This is a genomic window from Mesorhizobium sp. M1E.F.Ca.ET.045.02.1.1 (genome assembly GCF_003952485.1).
Taxonomy (GTDB): domain Bacteria; phylum Pseudomonadota; class Alphaproteobacteria; order Rhizobiales; family Rhizobiaceae; genus Mesorhizobium.
Genome location: NZ_CP034447.1, coordinates 370217 through 388561, shown reverse-complemented (window position 1 = coordinate 388561; position 18345 = coordinate 370217). Strand labels below are relative to the sequence as shown.

Below are 18345 nucleotides of genomic sequence, written 5' to 3'. Positions count from 1 at the left end.
CGGGCGTCGGATCCGCAGAAACGCAAGCAGTTTGGGCAGCTTGCGGGGCGGTTTCACCGTCAGGCCAGACCGTGTTCTCCCTCGACCGCGATTTAGCCTGAAGTACAAATAACTTGAGTCTTCGATATGAAGCCGCTGAGGGAAACTAGGATGACTTTGAGCGAGTACACAGAATATGATGCCACCGGTTTGGCCTCTCTTGTGCGGAGAGGGGAAGTATCGCCCTTAGAGTTGACGCGGTTAGCTCGGGAGGCCCATGACGAGGTCAATTCGCGGATCAACGCCGTGATCGAATTCTATGCAGATGCCGAGACTGTTACCGGTGCGGACGAAGGAATTTTCCATGGCGTACCGTTCTTTCGCAAGGATGTTGGAGCCACCGAAACTGGCCGCCTGCAAGAGAGAGGGAGCCGTCTGTTCAAGGGCTGCCGTGCCGATACCGACAGCTATTTCTTCCGTCGCGCCCAGAAGGCCGGACTCCGAACCATTGGGCGAACCAGGGACGCGTCGTTTGGTCGAAGTCGGCAGTTTGTTGTATGCCGGACGGTCCGCGATATGGCGGCTGCCCTGGACGTCTTTTCAGGTCCCCATCCGGGCGACCCATTTATAATCGTACAGCCCAACCGTCCCTATAGAGAAGAGCTTTCGCGACCCACCGGCAAATTGCGGGTAGGGCTGGCAAGAACCAAGTGGGGTACGGTCGATCTCGATCCGGAAGTTGTGAGCGCAGTGGAGTCGACTGCCTCACTTCTCGAAGAAATGGGCCACCTTGTGACCGAAGTTGAGCCACCATATGCGTCCCGTGAGTACACGCGAGTCATGCTCGCCGGGTCAAGTTATTTCGCCATTTCACTCGAAGAAGCCGCGCAGACTATTGGTCGCGAGATCAACGCGGAGACTTTGGAGCCAATCAATCTGAAGATCTATGAATACGGCCGGAGTTCGCAGCGTCCTTCAGGCGACATCGAAGAGGTCTTGAGGAGGCTGCGGTTCCGCGTCGGCGAGGCAGTCGATCCTTATGATATCCTGCTTACGCCAACGATGCCAATGGTGGCCCTGCCGCATGGCGGCATCTTCAGTACGATCAACCCTACGCTCTCCGCGGAGGAATTCAAGGAAGCGGATGCCGCGCTCTATCAGTACACTGGCGTATTCAATGTCACTGGACAACCTTCTGTGTCTCTACCTGTGGCACAAAGCACCGCTGGGCTACCAATTGGAATTCAGATCGTCGGTCGCTTTGGTGACGAAGCCACTCTGGTTCGCGTCGCACGCGATATCGAGGAAGCCAGACCTTGGAAGAACCGCCTACCCGATAGTCGAGCAGGCAGAAGGAGAAGCTGACATCGCTGATTAGATTCTTGCGTCAGACGAAGCGGTAGCGCCTTGGGCCGAAGAGCTAGTTACCTTGCCCCTCTGATCTAATCCGGTTTGAAGTTCGTTCTGGCCCATCGAGAGGACCAGGACATGAAACGTAGCCGCTTCTCTGAAGAGATGGGGTGTTCGGTTCAGCTCCCTGAACGTCTGGCCCCTTTTCGGATCATGACGTTTGTCTGATGCTCAGAACCGACCTGGCAAGAGGAGATCGGCATGAGCGTTCATGCGGGACTGGATACTTCACTCGACGCGGTAGCCATTTGCGTTATCGCCGAGACCGGCGAGATGCTGTGGCAGGGGAAGGTGCTCGGTGACCCGGATGCTGTGACGGCTGCACTTCAGCGATGGCGGGACGATCTCGTCCGCGTTGGCTTAGAAGCCGGTGCGACATCGGAGTGGATCGGCGGACACCTGGTCGACGTGGGCTTCCCTGTCGTGTGTCTCGAGAGTCGACATGTCAAGGCGGCTCCTCGGCATGAGGAACGGCGGGCGTGTAAAGCCATCGGCTGTTGCCGCATGACGGTTCGCTACGAGACCAGCAGGCCGGACGACCGCGAGGTTCGCGAGCCGATGAAGGCGATCGCGCAGGAGCGTCGCCGGTTCGGCTACCGGCGTCTTCTCGTGATGCTGAGGCGGGAGGGCCTGGTCGTGAACCACAAGAAGCTGTTCCGGCTCTATCGGGAGGAGAAGCTCGCCGTTCGCCGCCGTGGCGGCCGCAAGCGGGCGATCGGGACCAGGGCGCCGATGCTGGTGCCGCTGAGGCCCGACGAGCGCTGGTCGCTCGACTTCGTATCGGACCAGCTCACCGACGGGCGCCGCTTCCGCATCCTGGCCGTCGTCGACGACTGCACGAGAGAGTGCCTGTCACTCGTCGTTGATACGTCTCTCTCGGGCATGCGGGTTGCCCGCGAATTGGACCGGCTCATCACCGAGCGCGGCCGGCCCAGGATGATCGTCAGCGACAATGGCAGCGAGTTCACCTCGAACGCCATCCTCGCCTGGGCGGATCAGAACCGCGTCGAATGGCATTACATTGCGCCCGGCAAGCCGATGCAGAATGGCTTCATCGAGAGCTTCAACGGCCGACTGCGCGATGAACTGCTCAACGAGACGCTGTTCACCTCGCTGGCTCAGGCGCGCGTAGCCATCGCCCTGTGGCACGCCGACTACAACACCGCGCGGCCGCACTCCCAAATCGCCTGGCAGACCCCGGCAGAGTTCGCCAGCACCTTCAATCCGCGACGGTCGCTCGCGCTGCGCTATGCCAAAGGCTCCGGGCCAGCGCCCGTCGCTTCACCCGCCCAGCAGGGCACAACCCACGCCGGAAACGAACTCAAAACTGGATAGAAACTGGGGGCAAGATCACAAGGCTTAGTCAGTTACGAGTGGAGCGCCGGCTCAACTGCCGGAAGAATCAAAGGCCATCTGCCGCTCTGAGCTAGCTGGTGCACAACTTCGGGAATGAGTGTGCGTACTGCGGCGACTTCCACTGACCGCTCGTCCCTAGGATTCACTGCGAGAACTACAGATCGGGTAATCACCGGATCGACAACTCGCACAGTTCGAACTTGGTCGAGAGAGACCTCACGTTGTATGGCCGAAGGGGTCAAGATCGAATATGCTTTTCCATCCATCACCATACTGACAATAGTCGACAGAGAATCGACTTCAAATCGCACATCCAGCGTGCATCCGTGCTGCGCCACGACGTCCGCCACGGAACGGCGAACGTTGTTGGCGCCCATCGGCACAGCCAAGGGATAGAAATGCAGGTCACACAGGCGGATCGTGTCTTCGAATGGTGGCTGGTTCGGAGGCACCACAAGGCAAAATTCTTCTCGGGCCAGCACTGTCGAGTTGCCGATACTCTCGCCGTTCTTATAGAGGATCGCGAGATTGAAGCGACCGGCAGTCATCCACTCTTCGATAAACCCGCTCATCCCTTCGACAATCTTGAGGGAAACCTTCGGAAGGCGTTCTCTGGCCAACGCAAGGAGTTCCGTCACCATGACGCGCGCTGCACCGGACGGTATCCCGATCGTCACTTCGCCGGCAGGTGATTTCGCTTTGCTCGTCAATTCCTCTTCGGCGAGTTTGACTTGGCGCAAGATCATGCGTGCGTGGTCTAAAAGTTTCGTCCCGGCGGTCGTAGCCGTCACTCCGGTTCTTTCGCGGACCAGGAGCTGCGTGCCGAAAGCTTCCTCCATCTGTCGGACATGGTGACTGAGCGCACTCTGTGCCACGTTCAATTGTTCTGCAGCTTTGGTGAAACTACCCGCATCCACCACGCCGACGAAATATTTCAGTTGTCTCAGTTCCATGGTGTCCCTTGGGGGAGCCGCTGTTCGTGACGTTCCGAACCCGTTGGGTTCTCAACGGCTATCCTCGACATTATCTCGAAACGAGATGGCTTGAAAGCCGATTTTATATTGGCGTGTATCCGGCCCCGCTGGGCATACTGCACCGCGAAGGGGGAGGCACCGCCGCGTCAGAACCGCTGCTTCCTCGAAGTCGCTACAGTTGATTAACGACGTCGAAGAATTGGGTGCGCTATCATGGCAACTGCTCTCAAAGTAAGAGATGTTATCCTGGCGCCGGGAAATGGTAGCTTTTTCTATGATGATCAAGCAGCGATTCGAGCAGGCGTCGCCACTGATGGTTTCCGGTATGTAGGGGCACCTCGGACATCCGGCTTTGAAACTATCCGAATGCCCTCCCGGTCCGTCAGTCTTGGCCTTGTCCTGTCGGACGATGCGATCGTCTGGGGGGACATGATGAGTGTTCAGTATTCAGGCACAGGCGGTCGCGACTCTCTTTTCCAGACTGACGCAATTGCAGCACTCGCGAGATCTGTCGTTGTTCCGCGACTTTTATCCGCTGATTTGTCGAATTTTCTGGGTGCGTGCGACGATGTCCTTGCCTATCACGATGGAAAGCGGCTTCCGCTTGCGATCGAGTATGGCGTGAGCCAAGCGCTGCTCGGTGCTGCCGCACACGTTGCGCGGACCACCCTAGCCGAGGTCATTTGCTCGGAGTTTTCCCTGCCTCTGCCAGAGAGGCGTGTGCCCATCTACGCCCAAAGTGGAGATGCCAGGGAGATCAACGTCGACAAGATGATCCTCAAGTCCGTCGATGTGCTTCCGCACGGGCTTATCAACACCCGGGAGAAGTTCGGCCCCTCGGGAGCAACATTCCGAGAGTTCGTGAAATGGGTCGGGAGGCGGATAACAGAAATCGGGGAGCCAGGGTATCATCCTATCCTGCACTTCGACGTCTACGGCTGGATCGGTCTGGAAATTGGGCTTGAAGCCGGAAAAATCGCGGACTTCATGGCGCGGCTTGCAGATGACGTGCCCGGCTTCCGACTGCATGTCGAGTGCCCGGCAGACTTCGGGTCAACCGATGCGCAACTAAACGAGTACGCGAAAATTGTCGACCTTCTCGACGCCCGGGGCTCCGACGCCCGTCTGGTAGTCGACGAACACTGCAACACCCTTGACGACATCCGGCGTTTCGCCGAAGCGAAAGCAGCACATGTAGTTCAAATCAAGATGCCTGACGTCGGTTCGATCGCCGACACGGCCTGGGCCGTTCTGGCCTGCAAAGAACACGGCGTATGGGCGTATGTCGGCGGCAGCTGCACCGAGACCGACTTGTCGGCAAGAGCCTCGGCGAACGTGGCAGTGGCAACACAGGCTGACATGATGCTGGCAAAGCCCGGGATGGGCGTCGATGAAGGCATTTCTATTGTCGGCAATGAGCAGAGCAGGCTGCTCGCCGCTCTCAACTATCGACGCTCCCGGAACGACGTCCAGGACGCCAACGCGGAATCTGCATGAACAGTTCTCTCGAAGGTATTACTGTTGTTGCTGTAGAGCAGGCGGTGGCGGCTCCCTATGCCTCGTCGCGGCTTGCTGATGCCGGCGCGCGTGTTATTAAGGTCGAACGCCCCAATGGTGACTTCGCAAGAAATTACGACAAGCTTGTGCAAGGCCAGAGCGCGTATTTTGTATGGCTAAACCGCGGAAAGGAGTCGATCTGCCTTGACCTGACGGCAGACGAGGATCGCGCGATTCTTGACGCTATGGTTGCTGGAGCCGATGTTTTCATCCAAAATCTCAGGCCCAGCAGTATCAACAAGTTCGGCTTTGGTTCTGACGAGCTTCGTCAGCGCTTCCCTCGCTTGATAACCTGCGACATATCCGGGTTTGGCGATGCTGGAGCTTATTCCCATTTGAAAGCATACGACCTTATCGTGCAGGCAGAGACAGGGCTTTGCGCCATAACGGGGACGAAGCATGGGCCGGCGCGGGTTGGCGTTTCGGTTTGTGACATCTCGGCCGGCATGACTGCACACAGCGCGATCCTGCAAGCGCTTTTCCAACGTGAGCGCACTGGCAGGGGAACCGGGATTCAGGTCTCGCTCTTTGACGCCGTGGCCGACTGGATGAACGTTCCGGTGCTGCAGTTTGATTACAGTGCCTACCAAACGATGAGAGCGGGGGTAAATCACCCCTCTCTCGCGCCGTATGGGGCCTACCGTTGCGCTGATGGGAAGGACGTCATTTTCTCCGTCCAGAATGACCGAGAATGGGCCAACTTCTGCGCCAAGTTTCTCAAGCAGCCTGAACTTACCCGCCGTCCAGATTTTGCAGATAATATGAAGCGGCTCGGCAACCGGGCGGCGTTGGATGAGATTGTTGTCCAGCGCTTCGCCGAATTATCGAGCGACGAAGCAATGACCGAATTGGAGGCGGCAGGTTTGGCCTACGGACGCCTCAACCAAGTAGAGCACGTCTCCAAACATCCACATCTGCGACGGCTATCGGTCGCAACGCCGTCGGGAGTAATCGAAATGATTGCGCCCGCGGCGATCTTTGACGGAGAAAAAGCTCCGCTGTTGCGACCCGTTCCCGCCATGGGAGCCCATTCTGAGGCTTTGCGCAAAGAGTTCGGCGCCTCCACGAATACCGCTCGACCAACTAGCGCAAACGATTCCCGTGCAAGTCGAACTTGTTAAGGTTGGGGTTGATTGGTGACTTTGGACTTCACTTGGTGGGGAGCCCTGTGGTCGAAGTTCGCAGCTGGACTGCTTTGCGATTGACATCCTGCTTCCTCGGCTTTGCGGCAGATACTCTGCCGCGTGACCGCTACCGCACATTGGACACCGCCTCATCATCCGTCAGCGGGAAGGAGGTTCCCAATACGATTGGCAGCACTAACCGGAAGCAGAACGATACGCGTGACTACGTGGCCATCCGTCACTCGACCGAGCGGAGACAGTTTGCACGTCTCGTCAACTGTTCGAGACGATCAGCGGACTACCTGACTAGTAAGTGCTGACCACATTCCCTGAGTACCCAGCCAGAAACTCGAACTGCCTAACCGCCAGTTGCAGCAAGGCTCTGCAAAAAATACTCCCTGCGTGGGTGTTTGGTCGGCTCGCAAGCTTCCCCATCTCCCGGCGAGATGCCCCCGATCTACATTCTCTGTTTGTGAGAAGTGAGAATTGGCCTTCTTATGCAGGATGTCGGCTTCGCATGCCACCCTCGCGATACGTTAGAAAAGGGAAAATACAATGAAACGCCGCTCTTTTCTGCAATCCTTGGCACTCGCGACCAGCGGCCTCGCTCTACCAAACATCGCTTGGGGTCAGGAAAAGCGATTTGAGGGGATCACGCTGAATATCAACGGATATGGGGGGGACTACGATCGAATCCTCGTCGAGACCGTTGCAAAGCCCCTGGAAGAGCAGACAGGCCTAACGGTTATGCACACTCCGTCCACTGCGGCAGCGGCAACTGCGAGAATTCTTGCGTCGCCCGCCAATCCTCCTTTCGATCTGATCATGGCTGATAGTCCAAATATGCCGGATTTGATCAAGGCCGAGGCTATAACGCCTACGGATTTGGATGCCGATCTGATTGCAATGCTGTCCCCAAATATTCGAGAGTTTGGGGACCACGGTATCCCGATGTCTGCATCATCGATGGTTCTGACCCATAATACAAAGTTGGTTGACCCGCCAGTTGAGTCATATGCAGATCTTGCGCGACCAGACCTTGAGGGGCGCGTTGCAACCTTAAATTTGGAGAACGGGGGTGGGGTGCTGTTTTTGCTTGCGCTGGCCAAGGCGAACGGCGGCAGCGAAGACAACGTCGGCCCTGGCTTCGAGGCACTCCGCAGGATCAAGCCAAACATCACCTCGACCACTGCGTCCACGGTAAATCTGCTTCAGCTATTCGAACAGGAAGAAGCGCTGGCAGGCCCCTTTTGGGATGGGCGCGTATTTTCAATGCAGAGGGCAGGGAAACCGATGTCGCTAATCGTACCGGTTGAGGGCCTGTATGGGCTCCGTTCGTATATAAATCCAGTCAAGGGAACAAAGCATCCGGAGGCCGTAAAGGCGTACCTTGAACAACTGCTGACCGGGCCATTTATGACAGAGATGTCCAGGTTCTTTGGCTATGTGCCAACCACCCGCGTACAATTGCCGCCAGACGTTGCTGCGAACATGATTCCATACGGAGAAAATGGTCTTCAAAACCTCCAGCCGGTCGACTGGCAGAAGGTTGCCGCATACAGGAGCGAATGGATCGCCCAATTCAACCGCGAGATGCGGTAGGCGTGGCGGGCGCTCAAGCCTGCCCCGTCCTTTTTGATTAGCAGTTCTGGCAAGCAGGAATTTGAGTTGCAAAACCGGTCATTGGTCAGGTTTAAAGCCCGCGATAAACGATCCACAGTGTGGGTATGGCTGATCACGCCCAGTGTAGGTCTGTTGCTGCTCTTTATGATCGTCCCTCTCGCAGGAGTCATTCGCACCAGCTTTTACCCTGGTGTGCGATCGTTCGGTGCAGAGGGGTTCTCTCTTGAACAGTACCTAGAAGTTGCACTTGATCCCTTCTATCAAATCGTCTTGGTTGAGACTATTGTTTATGGATTGGTCGTCTCCGTCGGCAGCCTACTGGTCGGATTTCCGGTAGGGTACTCACTGGCGCGTTTACCTGCAAACAAACGCCGATCACGACTGATTCTAGTCATCTTGCCCCTGACACTCAGCCTTGTAGTTATCGTGTTCGGCTGGATTGTTATTCTTGGCCGCAGTGGCATCGTAAATCAATTGCTTATCGGCATCGGCGCTGTTGATAGTCCGGTTAGACTTCTATACACAAAAGGCGCAGTACTGCTTGTCCTATTGCAACAGTTTCTCCCGTTCATGATACTATCCGTGATGAGCGTATGCTCGAAAATCGATCCAGTGCTGGAGCACGCATCTGCGAATCTGCGCGCAAATAGATTTACGACGTTTCGCCGCGTTGTTATTCCGCTTGCTATGCCGGGCATCATGACGGGGTTTACCCTTGTTTTCATTTTGACCGTATCTGCATTTATCACTCCACGACTTGTTGGCGGCGGATCAGTGCAGATGCTGGGAAGTATCATTTATGAGCAAGTTGTCACCGGACTGAATTGGCCGCTCGGGGCGGCGCTGTCTGTGGTTATGCTAGCCGTAACTAGCTTGGTCGTGGGTGTTGCCAACACGCTTGCCGCAAAAACCTTGACGGGACACCGGAGTATCGCAAAGTGAACAGTGATCTTATCGACACTGTGTTGGGCGTTGCAGGGTTGGCCGTTCGCTTCACGGTGTACGTTATGCTGATTTCGCCAGCAGGCATCGTAGTTCTAGCATCCTTCACACGTGAAGACACTTTGAGCTTCCTTCCAAGTGGGTTTTCGTTGCGATGGTATGAAGCTGCATTTAGCAGTTCGCCATTTATGTCTGCGCTCTGGACAAGCAGTCAATTGGCGATTGTGGCCACAATTGTTGTTCTAATACTGGGTACTGCGGCCGCTTTCGCAATTGCTCGATACCGCTTTAAGGGATCATCGCTTTTCCAATCTCTGGTGTTGTCTCCGCTCATCGTACCTATTGTCGTTCTAGGCCTTGGACTTCTACAGTTCCTTGCTTGGGTGGGACTCAGCAACTCGTTCGTCGGGCTCTTTGTTGGCCATCTGGTGATAATGTTGCCATACGTGGTGCGCACAATGATCGGTGGCCTCCTGGTTCTTAACCGTGCATTGGAGGAGGCCGCGATGAATCTTAGGGCGCGGCCATTTCGTGTGTTCAGGAGGATAACGCTGCCTCTTTTGGCGCCTAGCTTGATTACCGCCGGAGTGTTTGCGTTCGTCACCTCCTTTGGCAACGTAACGCTTTCATCCTTTTTGGCGGTCACAGGAACGGTAACTTTGCCGGTGCAAATTTTCACTTACGTAGAGTACAGCTACGAGCCCATTGTGGCTGCGGTATCAAGCATAGTGATTGCCGTCACTATAGTAGTCATACTCATAATTGAACGAGTAATCGGAGTGGATAAGCTATTCTAGAGATGGGTCATAGGCTGTCGTATGTAAACGGGTGCGAAGCAGAACGGGGCGAAGATGTCAGTAGTGTCGCTAAAAAATATATCAAAAATGTATGGTGCTACTGCTGCGGTAGAATCGGTCTCGCTTGATGTGGAGAAAGGCGAGTTGCTGTGTTTGCTGGGTCCATCCGGCTGCGGTAAGACAACCACGCTTCGGATGGTGGCTGGCTTTGTCAAGCCGACATCGGGGACCGTAGAGATCGAAGGCAAAGAGGTCACAGATTTGGCGCCATATCGGCGCGACACCGGGATGGTGTTCCAAAGCTATGCTCTATTTCCGCATATGACTGTTGCCCAAAACATAGCGTTCGGGCTTGAGAACCTGGGCAAGCCTCCAAAGTTGAGAGAACAGCGCGTCCAGGAAATGCTTGAATTGATTGAGTTGGCACATCTTTCTCGGCGATATCCAGCTGAATTGTCTGGCGGGCAACAGCAACGAGTGGCTCTTGCGCGCGCGCTCGCGATGAATCCTGCTGTACTACTTCTCGACGAACCCTTCTCAAATCTCGATGCGCAGTTGCGAGTACGTTTACGCGAGGATCTGCGTTCCTTATTGAAGCGGATTCAAATCACAACGTTGTTCGTAACCCACGACCAGGAAGAAGCTCTGATGTTTGCGGATCGGATTATGGTGATGCGCAATGGGGGTGTAGAGCAGGTAGGCACACCGTCGGAGATTTACGAGACCCCAGCAACACGTTTCGTCGCAGAGTTCATTGGATGGTGTTCGATCTTTGATGGCATGGTAAATGGACAAGGCGAGTTTTCCGTCGGCGATAGCATTCGGTTGCCAGTAGACGCCGGTCCAGGCCCTGCTACCGTCATTGTGCGGCCCGAACACGTGAAGCCTGTGGAGATTCCTGGTCAAGCACATGCATTTGAGGCGCGGGTGACATCGAGCAACTACCATGGCTCTCTCTGCCGCCTTCGGCTGGATGTTTCGGGCCAGGAAGTGCTGATGGAGGCTCATTATCCACACGGACGGGCTCCAAAGGTGAATGAGCGAATTGCGATAAGTATCAATTCCAAGGGAGTTAGGCGCCTTCCTGGGTAGGAGTGAATTTTCAAGGCTGAGGAGTCGGATCATCGGATCACCCACCACGGCAAGACCCACGGACTAGGGCGAGCGACCGCACCAAAGGGGACCGGCGAACGGCTGCGCGTAGTAAGTGGGCTTGGCCGGATTGGGGTATACGGCCGGCGAGGGCGCCACGATGCATAGACACTTCAGCCCTCTAGTATCTCGCGATGTGCTGCCGCCATTCGTCTGGACCTTGTCGACGATTTTAAGCGCGCGATGCGGGCGGCCAAGGAGGTTAGCCAGTGCTATATGGTCACGGGCGACGCCGATTTTGTCCTGATCGTGGCTGTTGAGGACGTCGAGGCCTTTGACGTCTTCGTCAAAACGAAGCTCTATACCAATCCTAATGTCCGAAAATTTAAGAGCATGATCGCGCTTGATCGTGTCAAGTTCGAGCCGCGGGTTTTGGTGTAACCTTGGGCGGATTGCGCTGAAGCCTTCACTCCGGGCTGCCTTTTGAAACCGCCATTGCGCATCCACCATCAGATTGGGCTTTTTCGCGTGGAGAAACGTGCGATCTACGGACGCAGTGGATCCTGCGTCGGGACGGTGTGGTTGCCAGACTGCTCGACGCGGGCAAAGCAACCGTCCCGGGGGTAAGGAAGGAGAAAGAATGACGCTCGCTATGACGCAGCTCTTAGGTGCTCTTCCAACTGTGGACGAGCATCACGTCGATCGACGTCAGTATCCGCGCGGGGTTGCTTTCATGGATGGGCAATACCTGCCCATGTCCGAGGCCAAGGTCTCCGTGCTCGATTGGGGTTTCCTGCACTCGGATGCCACCTACGACACGGTGCACGTCTGGAAGGGCAGGTTCTTCCGGCTGGACTTGCATCTCGACCGCTTCTTTGGGGGCGTGGAACGGCTGCGAATGAAGCTTCCCTATGATCGCGAAAAGATAGCCTCGATCCTCAACAATTGTGTCGCTCTGTCGGGGCACCAGTCGGCGTATGTGGAGATGATCTGCACGCGCGGCACATCGCCGACATTCAGTCGCGATCCCCGCCAAGCGGAGAACCGCTTCATGGCGTTTGCTGTGCCTTTTGGCTCGGTCGCCAACAAGGAACAGCTGGAAAGAGGCTTGCACGTCGCGATCAGCGAGACCGTCCGCATTCCGCCTAAGTCGGTCGATCCAGCGATCAAGAACTATCATTGGCTCGATCTCGTGAAGGGGCTTTTTGACGCCTATGACATGGGGGCTGAGACAGCGCTGATCGTCGATACGAACGGGCACATTGCGGAGGGCCCCGGCTTCAATGTGTTCGTTGTTAAGGACGGCTCCCTGAGGACGCCTGCTTTTGGCGTGTTGCCGGGGATCACGCGCCGAACCGTGTTCGATCTTTGCGCCGAGATCGGCCTCTCTGCCACGGCTGCCGATATCAGTCGCGCCGAGATCAAAGACGCTGACGAGGTGTTCATCACCTCGACTGCCGGCGGCATTATGCCCGTGACCCGCATCGGCGACGCCTCGGTCTCTAATGGACACGTCGGACCCGTCACCAGACGGCTCATGGACCTCTACTGGCAAAAGCACGATGATCCGCAATGGACGACTGCTGTCACCTACCCGTGATTGGAAACGAGCCATGTGCGAGCAATTTGCTAAGCGGGCTCGTGACGATGACAATGGATATGTCGTCAGGCAAACACCCGAAACCCGAGCAGGCGCGCTACGGTGGGGTTTCCGCCCCGGGTTTGGTGGCCTGCCGATACACGCCGATGTCTCCTGCTGTTGGGAGCTCAGCTAGGAAACGTGCGATGCCGATGGTGCGGCAACTTTCCCGCGCCGCCGAGCTCGCATCGCCCGAGGACTCTTACCTCAACGAGGCAAGCGAACCGTTCGCCATTGCCTCGAAGCGCGCCAGGTTGAGCGAATTGGCAACCGCTGCCGCGCTCTGATGAGCATATGCCTCTGTAAGGCGTACTCCATGCCATTCCTGCGAAGTTGCCGATGAAGAACGATTTTGTTGCCTATTTGTCAGCGGAACTAGCTGGCTTGAAGTCCGTTGGGCTCTACAAATCCGAGCGCGTGATCGCTTCGACACAGTCGGCCGAGATCGAACTCGCGGATGGCAGCAAGGTCCTGAATTTCTGCTCCAATAACTATCTCGGCCTAGCCGACAACGCCGAACTGCGCGAGTCGGCCAAGCAGGCACTCGATCGTTATGGTTACGGCATGGCCTCCGTCCGCTTCATCTGCGGCACTCAAGAAGAGCACAAGCAACTCGAGGCGCGCATCTCCTCATTCCTCAACAAGGAGGATGCGATCTTATATTCATCCTGTTTTGACGCGAATGCTGGATTGATCGAGACGCTGCTCAGCGAGCAAGACGCCATTATTTCCGATGCGTTGAACCACGCCTCGATCATTGACGGGGTACGGCTTTCAAAGGCCATGCGCTTCCGGTACGCTAACAATGATATGGAAGCTCTCGAAGAGGAGCTCAACAAGGCCGAAAGCAGCCGCTTTAAGCTGATCGCCACCGACGGCGTTTTTTCCATGGATGGCGTCATCGCCAATCTTGGCGGCGTTTGCGACCTGGCCGAGAAATACGGCGCGATGGTAATGGTCGACGACAGCCATGCCGTCGGGTTCGTCGGCAGGCATGGGCGCGGCACGGCGGAACATTGCGGCGTCGAGGGCAGGGTGGACATCATCACCGGCACGCTCGGCAAGGCGCTCGGCGGCGCTTCGGGCGGCTACACAGCAGGCAAGCGTGAGGTCATCGACTGGCTTCGCCAGCGCTCGCGGCCATACCTATTCTCCAATGCGTTGATGCCTGCGATCGCAGCGGCGTCGCTGAAGGTTTTCGATCTGATCGAACAAGGTGATGCGCTGCGCCAAAAGCTCTTTGCCAATGCCGACCGCTTCCGCTCGAACATGTCGAAGGCGGGGTTCACGCTGGCTGGCGCGGACCATCCAATCATCCCTTTGATTTTGGGCGACGCCAGCCTCGCGCAGCAGATGTCCGATAAGATGCTTCAGCGTGGCATCTATGTAATCGGATTCTCCTTCCCCGTCGTGCCGAAGGGCCAGGCGCGCATCCACACGCAGATGTCCGCCTCACATTCGAGTACGGACGTTGACCGTGCGGTCGAGGCGTTCAAGGAGGTAGGCAGGGAATTGGGAGTCATTCGATATCGGACATGAGGGAATATTCGTCGACGTCTGCGAGGAAATCAGGATAGTCCTTTGCGTGAACCCGGGTCGGTGTCTGCGACTTTGGCGACAAGTCGACTCAACATTTATCCGGTCAAGGGATAGCTATCACGGTCAAGCTCGATGCATCGGCGTCACAGGATGCCGTGGGTCGGCAAAGGTCAGGCGCGTGATATGTTCTATAGTTGTGGCCGTGTTTGGGTTGGAGGTTGTCGGCTGCAACTGCCGAGATACTTGCGGAGGCCATTTCGGGTGACCTGTCTGCCGAGGCACGACAAGTTGCCTAAGCGCGACGGAGGAGTGCGATGCTATCTCCGATGTAGAGACAACGCGTATTGGATCATATAACTGAAGATTGCGCCCGTATCGCCGTGAAGGCACCCGGCGATTTAGCGAGGTACAAAGCGTCTCTGTCGTGATCGGCATCTCATCTATCACGAGGCTATTTGAGCGTTCCGACCAACGACGTCCAATGCGAGTTGGCGGGCGCAGCTCGTGCCGCCGCTGGCCAGCGCAAGGCCTGACCGGTGAGCGCTGCTCACTCATTGAAAAGAGACCAATGCCCATGCCGTGCCGACAAGTGGACGCCTCGAAAGTTCCCCTTCTAGGACTTGTCCGTCTGCGAGCGAAGATGAACTGCCCCGGGCAGCCGGCGGAGACTGAGATATTTCAAACCACGCCGCTTTGTGGGGCTTGCATTTCAGCAGTCGATGCATTTTGGCGCGAACTCTCCTCTTCAGGGTGCTAGCGTTTCCAAATCGCCGCCACCCGATTGGGCTCGTTAGAAACGCAAGCAATACCTTCGCTGGTGGTGTCGACAAGTCCAAAAATAGCGCGCGAATCAACCGCGCCATTAACTCGAAAGGGGAACTGGAACATGATCTCTCGACGCGACCTTATTAAGACCGGCATGGCCGCTGGAGCGGCCATATCGATCCCTTCTCTCCTGCGGGCGCAGACATCGCCGAGCACGGACCAGACGGTCCGCATGGTGATAGACAACCTCAGTGTATTCGACCCGGTCGTTACAACGGCTGACAGTACCTACACCCATGCCTTCGCGGTTTACGATACACTGTTCGGGACCGATTCGCAGTTTGCGCCGCATCCACAGATGGTGGGAAAGTGGGACGTATCTGACGACAGGAAGACCTATACGTTCGAGCTCCGCGATGGTCTCGGCTGGCACGACGGCACCCCTGTTACCGCGACGGACTGTGTCGCCTCGATCCGCCGCTGGGGCCAAGTGGCTCCCGGTGGCCAGTTGCTCATGGCGCGGGTCAGGGATATCTCGAAAAAGGATGACAAGACTTTCGCAATCGCGCTCAAGGAACCGTTGGGGGCTCTGCTCAACATTCTGGCTTTCCAAGGCCCATTCATCATGCGCGAGAAGGACGCGAATCTTTCTCCAGCAGAACAAGTAACCGCGAATATCGGATCGGGACCCTTCAAGTTCAATCACGCTCTTGCCAGGCCGGGCGCGAGCTTCACCTACGACCGCAACGAAAAGTACGTACCACGTACCGAAGCACCTGACGGACTGGCCGGCGGGAAGATCGTAAAGGTCGATCGTGTCATCTGGGACATCGGCTTGTTCGCCGATCAGCAGACGGCCTTGGCGGCCTTGCATTCAGGTGAGATTGATTTCTTGTTGGCGCCCCCGCTCGATCTCTTACCGGTCATCGAGAGCGATCCCAACCTTGAACTGCAAGTTCTGGACAAGGCGGGCAGCGACTATTTGCTTCGCATGAACTGCCTGCAAAAGCCATTCGATAACGTGAAGGCACGCCAAGCGATGCTTCACCTGGTCGATCAGGAGGCCATGATGCGCGCCGCAGTCGGCGACCCAAAATACTTCCGCACCGTCACTTCGATGTTTGGAAATGAAACGCCGATGTCCAATGACGAAAACACGGAATGGTTCAAAAAAGGCGGCGATCCAGAAAAGGCCAAGCAACTCTTCAAGGAGGCGGGATACGACGGCGAGAAAGTCGTCATCCTGCAGCCCACGGACTGGGCGGCGGCAAGCAATGCCTCGCAGCTGCTGGCAGCTGAGTTGCGGAAGATCGGGCTTAATGCCGAGCTTGCTCCGAGCGACTGGGGCGGGGTTGTCGCCCGCCGCGCGAACAAAGGCCCCGTTGAGGACGGCGGCTGGAGCATCTTCATAACGACCGAACCTGAAGCGATTCTCGGCAATGTTATCACCGACGTCACCCTGCCTATGAACGGCGAAAGTGGTTGGTTCGGCTGGCCTAAGAACGACGAATATGAGGCTCTTCGGGTCAAATGGGCAGATCTCGAAACGCTCGAGGAGCGCAAGGTGCTGGCTCGAAAGATGCAGCAAATATGGTGGGACTATGTGCCCTCGGTTCTGTTAGGTCAGAGTGTTGCGCCAAGCGCGCGACGCAAGACGCTCACTGGCCTCATCGGCGTGCCGGCCTGGATCCCATTTTGGAACATGCAGAAGGCTGAGGCCTGATGGCTGTCTACATCCTACGCAGGTCGATCTCTGCCATCGGCGTCATGGCGATGGTCGGGATGTTCGTCTTCCTGCTTCTCAGGCTGGCGCCTGGCGACCCGGCGGCCATGATCGCCGGCAGGTCGGCCACGGCGGAGATGATCGCTGGCATCCGCGAGCAGATGGGACTGAACGATCCCCTGCCGGTTCAATTCATACGTTGGGTGCGGGATTTGATCGGCGGCGATTTCGGCACTTCAATCTTTGCCGGACGACCGGTTCTCGAACTCATCTCGCAGCGGCTTGAACCGACCATTTCCCTGTCGATCCTGACGATGATCGTTTCCGTGACGGTCGGGGTCTCCTTTGGCGTCCTCGCCGCATGGCGAGCTGGCGGTCTTGTTGATCGCATCCTGACGGCATTCGCGACAGTTGGTTTTTCTGTCCCGGTGTTTGTCGTCGGCTTCTTCCTCATATACTTGTTCGCGATCAGGACACATTGGCTGCCCGTCCAAGGATACCAGCCGATCGACCATGGCTTCGGGCCATGGCTTGTGCACTTGATCCTGCCGACCGTGACTTTGAGCGTTCCCTACATTGCTTTCATCGCCCGGATCACGCGCGCGAGCATGCTCGAGGTTCTGTCGGAAGACTATATGCGAACAGCCGCCGCCAAGGGCGCGTCTTCCTATGCTATGCTTTTCCACCATGCTCTGAAGAATGCGGGGGCCCCGATCCTCACCGTCATCGGCTTAAGTTTCGCAGGTCTGATTGGCGGTGTCGTCATCACGGAAACGGTGTTCAACATACCTGGTGTCGGACGTTTGGTGGTCGATGCGATCAACAACCGCGACTATCCTATCATTCAAGGTGTGCTCATCCTGGTTTCGGGTCTTTACGTCCTTATCAATCTCGCGGTCGATCTTTCCTACACCCTGATCGACCCCCGCATCCGGTACTGATTATGACGCTCCTCTCCGCACCAGTTGAATACGTCCCGACGGGTCGCCTGCGAATATCTGACCTTCCCCGTCTGGCAAGGCGGCATCGCCTGGTCGCCATCGGCGGCGGCCTCTTAGCTCTGTTAATCGTTTTAGCCCTCGCTGCCCCGCTTTACGCCGGCGATCCATTAAACATGGATCCATTCAAACGCCTTCAGCCGCCTTCGGCCGAGATGTGGTTCGGTAGTGACAATTTGGGCCGTGACGTATTCGCACGGACGGTGTTCGGCACCCGGATATCCCTTATGGTCGGATTGACGTCGGCGGTGGGCGCGGCCTTGGGCGGCGCTCTGATAGGTGTCCTCGCCGGCTACAACCGGACCTTTGATAATATGGTCATGCGGGTCATGGACGGGCTTATGTCGATCCCGACGATTCTGCTGGCCATCGCTCTTATTTCTCTGACAGGGCCTGGCATCGGTATCCTCATCGTCGCCATCACGATCCCCCAGTTACCAAGCGTTGCACGGCTGGTTCGTTCGGCGGTTCTGAGTGTTCGGGAGCGTCCGTATGTGGAGGCGGCCCTCTGCGGCGGGGCCCGCATGCCGAAAGTGCTGTGGCGGCACATCCTGCCAAGCACCATTCCGCCGCTTATGGTGCAGAGCGCCATAATCTGCGCAGATGCGATTCTGACAGAGGCCGGCCTGAGCTTCCTGGGCGCGGGCGTGCCGCCCGAGATTCCGAGCTGGGGCAACATGATTTCAAGCTCTCGACTGTATCTCGCTATCGCCCCAATGACGGTTTTCGCCCCCGGTATCTGCCTTGCTGTCATGGTCCTTGCCGTTAACCTGCTCGGGGATGGCTTGCGCGACCTGTTCGATCCCCGTTCAAAGCGGAGACGTTGA

General features: G+C 56.9%; 15 protein-coding genes and 1 pseudogene. 15 read left to right on the top strand and 1 reads right to left on the bottom strand.

Annotated elements, in window-relative coordinates:
- Positions 1-285: 285 nt before the first annotated feature.
- Together EJ070_RS01825 and EJ070_RS01820 are read left to right on the top strand one after the other, a co-directional pair.
- Positions 286-1344, top strand: coding sequence for an amidase family protein (locus EJ070_RS01825; protein ID WP_245455130.1), 1059 nt, complete (start codon positions 286-288; stop codon positions 1342-1344).
- 513 nt (positions 1345-1857) lie between these two features.
- Positions 1858-2724, top strand: a pseudogene (locus EJ070_RS01820) (IS3 family transposase); the annotation flags it as partial.
- A 32-nt stretch (positions 2725-2756) separates the two neighbouring features.
- Here EJ070_RS01820 and EJ070_RS01815 read toward each other — a convergent pair.
- Positions 2757-3698 (bottom strand): LysR family transcriptional regulator, encoded by a 942-nt coding sequence (locus tag EJ070_RS01815; protein WP_126038172.1) that lies wholly within the window; start codon positions 3696-3698, stop codon positions 2757-2759.
- A 234-nt stretch (positions 3699-3932) separates the two neighbouring features.
- On the opposite strand from EJ070_RS01815, the gene EJ070_RS01810 reads away from it, so the two are divergent.
- The 13 genes from EJ070_RS01810 (at position 3933) to EJ070_RS01755 (ending at position 18345) form a co-directional block, all read left to right on the top strand.
- Complete coding sequence (locus EJ070_RS01810) at positions 3933-5216, top strand: methylaspartate ammonia-lyase (RefSeq protein ID WP_126038175.1); 1284 nt, start codon at positions 3933-3935, stop codon at positions 5214-5216.
- Entirely contained in the window at positions 5213-6397 is a 1185-nt protein-coding gene (locus tag EJ070_RS01805; protein WP_126038177.1) for a CaiB/BaiF CoA-transferase family protein, read from the top strand. Before EJ070_RS01810 ends, EJ070_RS01805 begins: the two co-directional genes overlap by 4 nt.
- Positions 6398-6955: 558 nt before the next feature.
- On the top strand, positions 6956-8002 hold the full coding sequence (locus EJ070_RS01800; RefSeq protein ID WP_126038180.1) for an extracellular solute-binding protein: 1047 nt from the start codon (positions 6956-6958) through the stop codon (positions 8000-8002).
- Between the two features lie 66 nt (positions 8003-8068).
- On the top strand, positions 8069-8965 hold the full coding sequence (locus EJ070_RS01795) for an ABC transporter permease (protein ID WP_126089945.1): 897 nt from the start codon (positions 8069-8071) through the stop codon (positions 8963-8965).
- Complete coding sequence (locus EJ070_RS01790; protein WP_126038185.1) at positions 8962-9762, top strand: ABC transporter permease; 801 nt, start codon at positions 8962-8964, stop codon at positions 9760-9762. The genes EJ070_RS01795 and EJ070_RS01790 overlap by 4 nt, the downstream gene beginning before the upstream one ends.
- Before the next feature lie 54 nt (positions 9763-9816).
- A complete protein-coding gene (locus EJ070_RS01785; protein WP_126038187.1) occupies positions 9817-10854 on the top strand; it encodes an ABC transporter ATP-binding protein in 1038 nt (345 codons plus the stop codon).
- A gap of 243 nt (positions 10855-11097) precedes the next feature.
- Positions 11098-11295 (top strand): Lrp/AsnC ligand binding domain-containing protein, encoded by a 198-nt coding sequence (locus EJ070_RS01780; RefSeq protein WP_348639581.1) that lies wholly within the window; start codon positions 11098-11100, stop codon positions 11293-11295.
- Positions 11296-11494: 199 nt separating this feature from the next.
- The gene (locus EJ070_RS01775) at positions 11495-12454 is read left to right on the top strand and encodes an aminotransferase class IV (protein WP_126038190.1); all 960 of its coding nucleotides are present in this window, start codon (positions 11495-11497) and stop codon (positions 12452-12454) included.
- Between the two features lie 185 nt (positions 12455-12639).
- Entirely contained in the window at positions 12640-12780 is a 141-nt protein-coding gene (locus EJ070_RS36090; RefSeq protein WP_189350314.1) for a hypothetical protein, read from the top strand.
- Positions 12781-12832: 52 nt separating this feature from the next.
- Positions 12833-14032: a glycine C-acetyltransferase gene (locus EJ070_RS01770; RefSeq protein ID WP_126038193.1), complete on the top strand. Its 1200-nt coding sequence runs from the start codon at positions 12833-12835 to the stop codon at positions 14030-14032.
- An 886-nt stretch (positions 14033-14918) separates the two neighbouring features.
- Positions 14919-16520, top strand: a complete 1602-nt coding sequence (locus EJ070_RS01765) for an ABC transporter substrate-binding protein (protein WP_126038196.1) — start codon at positions 14919-14921, stop codon at positions 16518-16520.
- Complete coding sequence (locus EJ070_RS01760) at positions 16520-17461, top strand: ABC transporter permease (protein ID WP_126038199.1); 942 nt, start codon at positions 16520-16522, stop codon at positions 17459-17461. Before EJ070_RS01765 ends, EJ070_RS01760 begins: the two co-directional genes overlap by 1 nt.
- Positions 17462-17463: 2 nt before the next feature.
- A complete protein-coding gene (locus tag EJ070_RS01755; protein WP_126038202.1) occupies positions 17464-18345 on the top strand; it encodes an ABC transporter permease in 882 nt (293 codons plus the stop codon).

What these genes read in the sequence shown, in the direction of transcription:
- EJ070_RS01810 (WP_126038175.1), top strand. Translation starts at nt 3,933, where the DNA reads ATGGCAACTGCTCTCAAAGTAAGAGATGTTATCCTGGCGCCGGGAAAT.
- EJ070_RS01765 (WP_126038196.1), top strand. Translation starts at nt 14,919, where the DNA reads ATGATCTCTCGACGCGACCTTATTAAGACCGGCATGGCCGCTGGAGCG.
- EJ070_RS01760 (WP_126038199.1), top strand. Translation starts at nt 16,520, where the DNA reads ATGGCTGTCTACATCCTACGCAGGTCGATCTCTGCCATCGGCGTCATG.
- EJ070_RS01770 (WP_126038193.1), top strand. Translation starts at nt 12,833, where the DNA reads ATGAAGAACGATTTTGTTGCCTATTTGTCAGCGGAACTAGCTGGCTTG.
- EJ070_RS01805 (WP_126038177.1), top strand. Translation starts at nt 5,213, where the DNA reads ATGAACAGTTCTCTCGAAGGTATTACTGTTGTTGCTGTAGAGCAGGCG.
- EJ070_RS01775 (WP_126038190.1), top strand. Translation starts at nt 11,495, where the DNA reads ATGACGCTCGCTATGACGCAGCTCTTAGGTGCTCTTCCAACTGTGGAC.
- EJ070_RS36090 (WP_189350314.1), top strand. Translation starts at nt 12,640, where the DNA reads ATGCCGATGGTGCGGCAACTTTCCCGCGCCGCCGAGCTCGCATCGCCC.
- EJ070_RS01755 (WP_126038202.1), top strand. Translation starts at nt 17,464, where the DNA reads ATGACGCTCCTCTCCGCACCAGTTGAATACGTCCCGACGGGTCGCCTG.
- EJ070_RS01780 (WP_348639581.1), top strand. Translation starts at nt 11,098, where the DNA reads ATGCGGGCGGCCAAGGAGGTTAGCCAGTGCTATATGGTCACGGGCGAC.
- EJ070_RS01800 (WP_126038180.1), top strand. Translation starts at nt 6,956, where the DNA reads ATGAAACGCCGCTCTTTTCTGCAATCCTTGGCACTCGCGACCAGCGGC.
- EJ070_RS01785 (WP_126038187.1), top strand. Translation starts at nt 9,817, where the DNA reads ATGTCAGTAGTGTCGCTAAAAAATATATCAAAAATGTATGGTGCTACT.
- EJ070_RS01815 (WP_126038172.1), bottom strand. Translation starts at nt 3,698, where the DNA reads ATGGAACTGAGACAACTGAAATATTTCGTCGGCGTGGTGGATGCGGGT.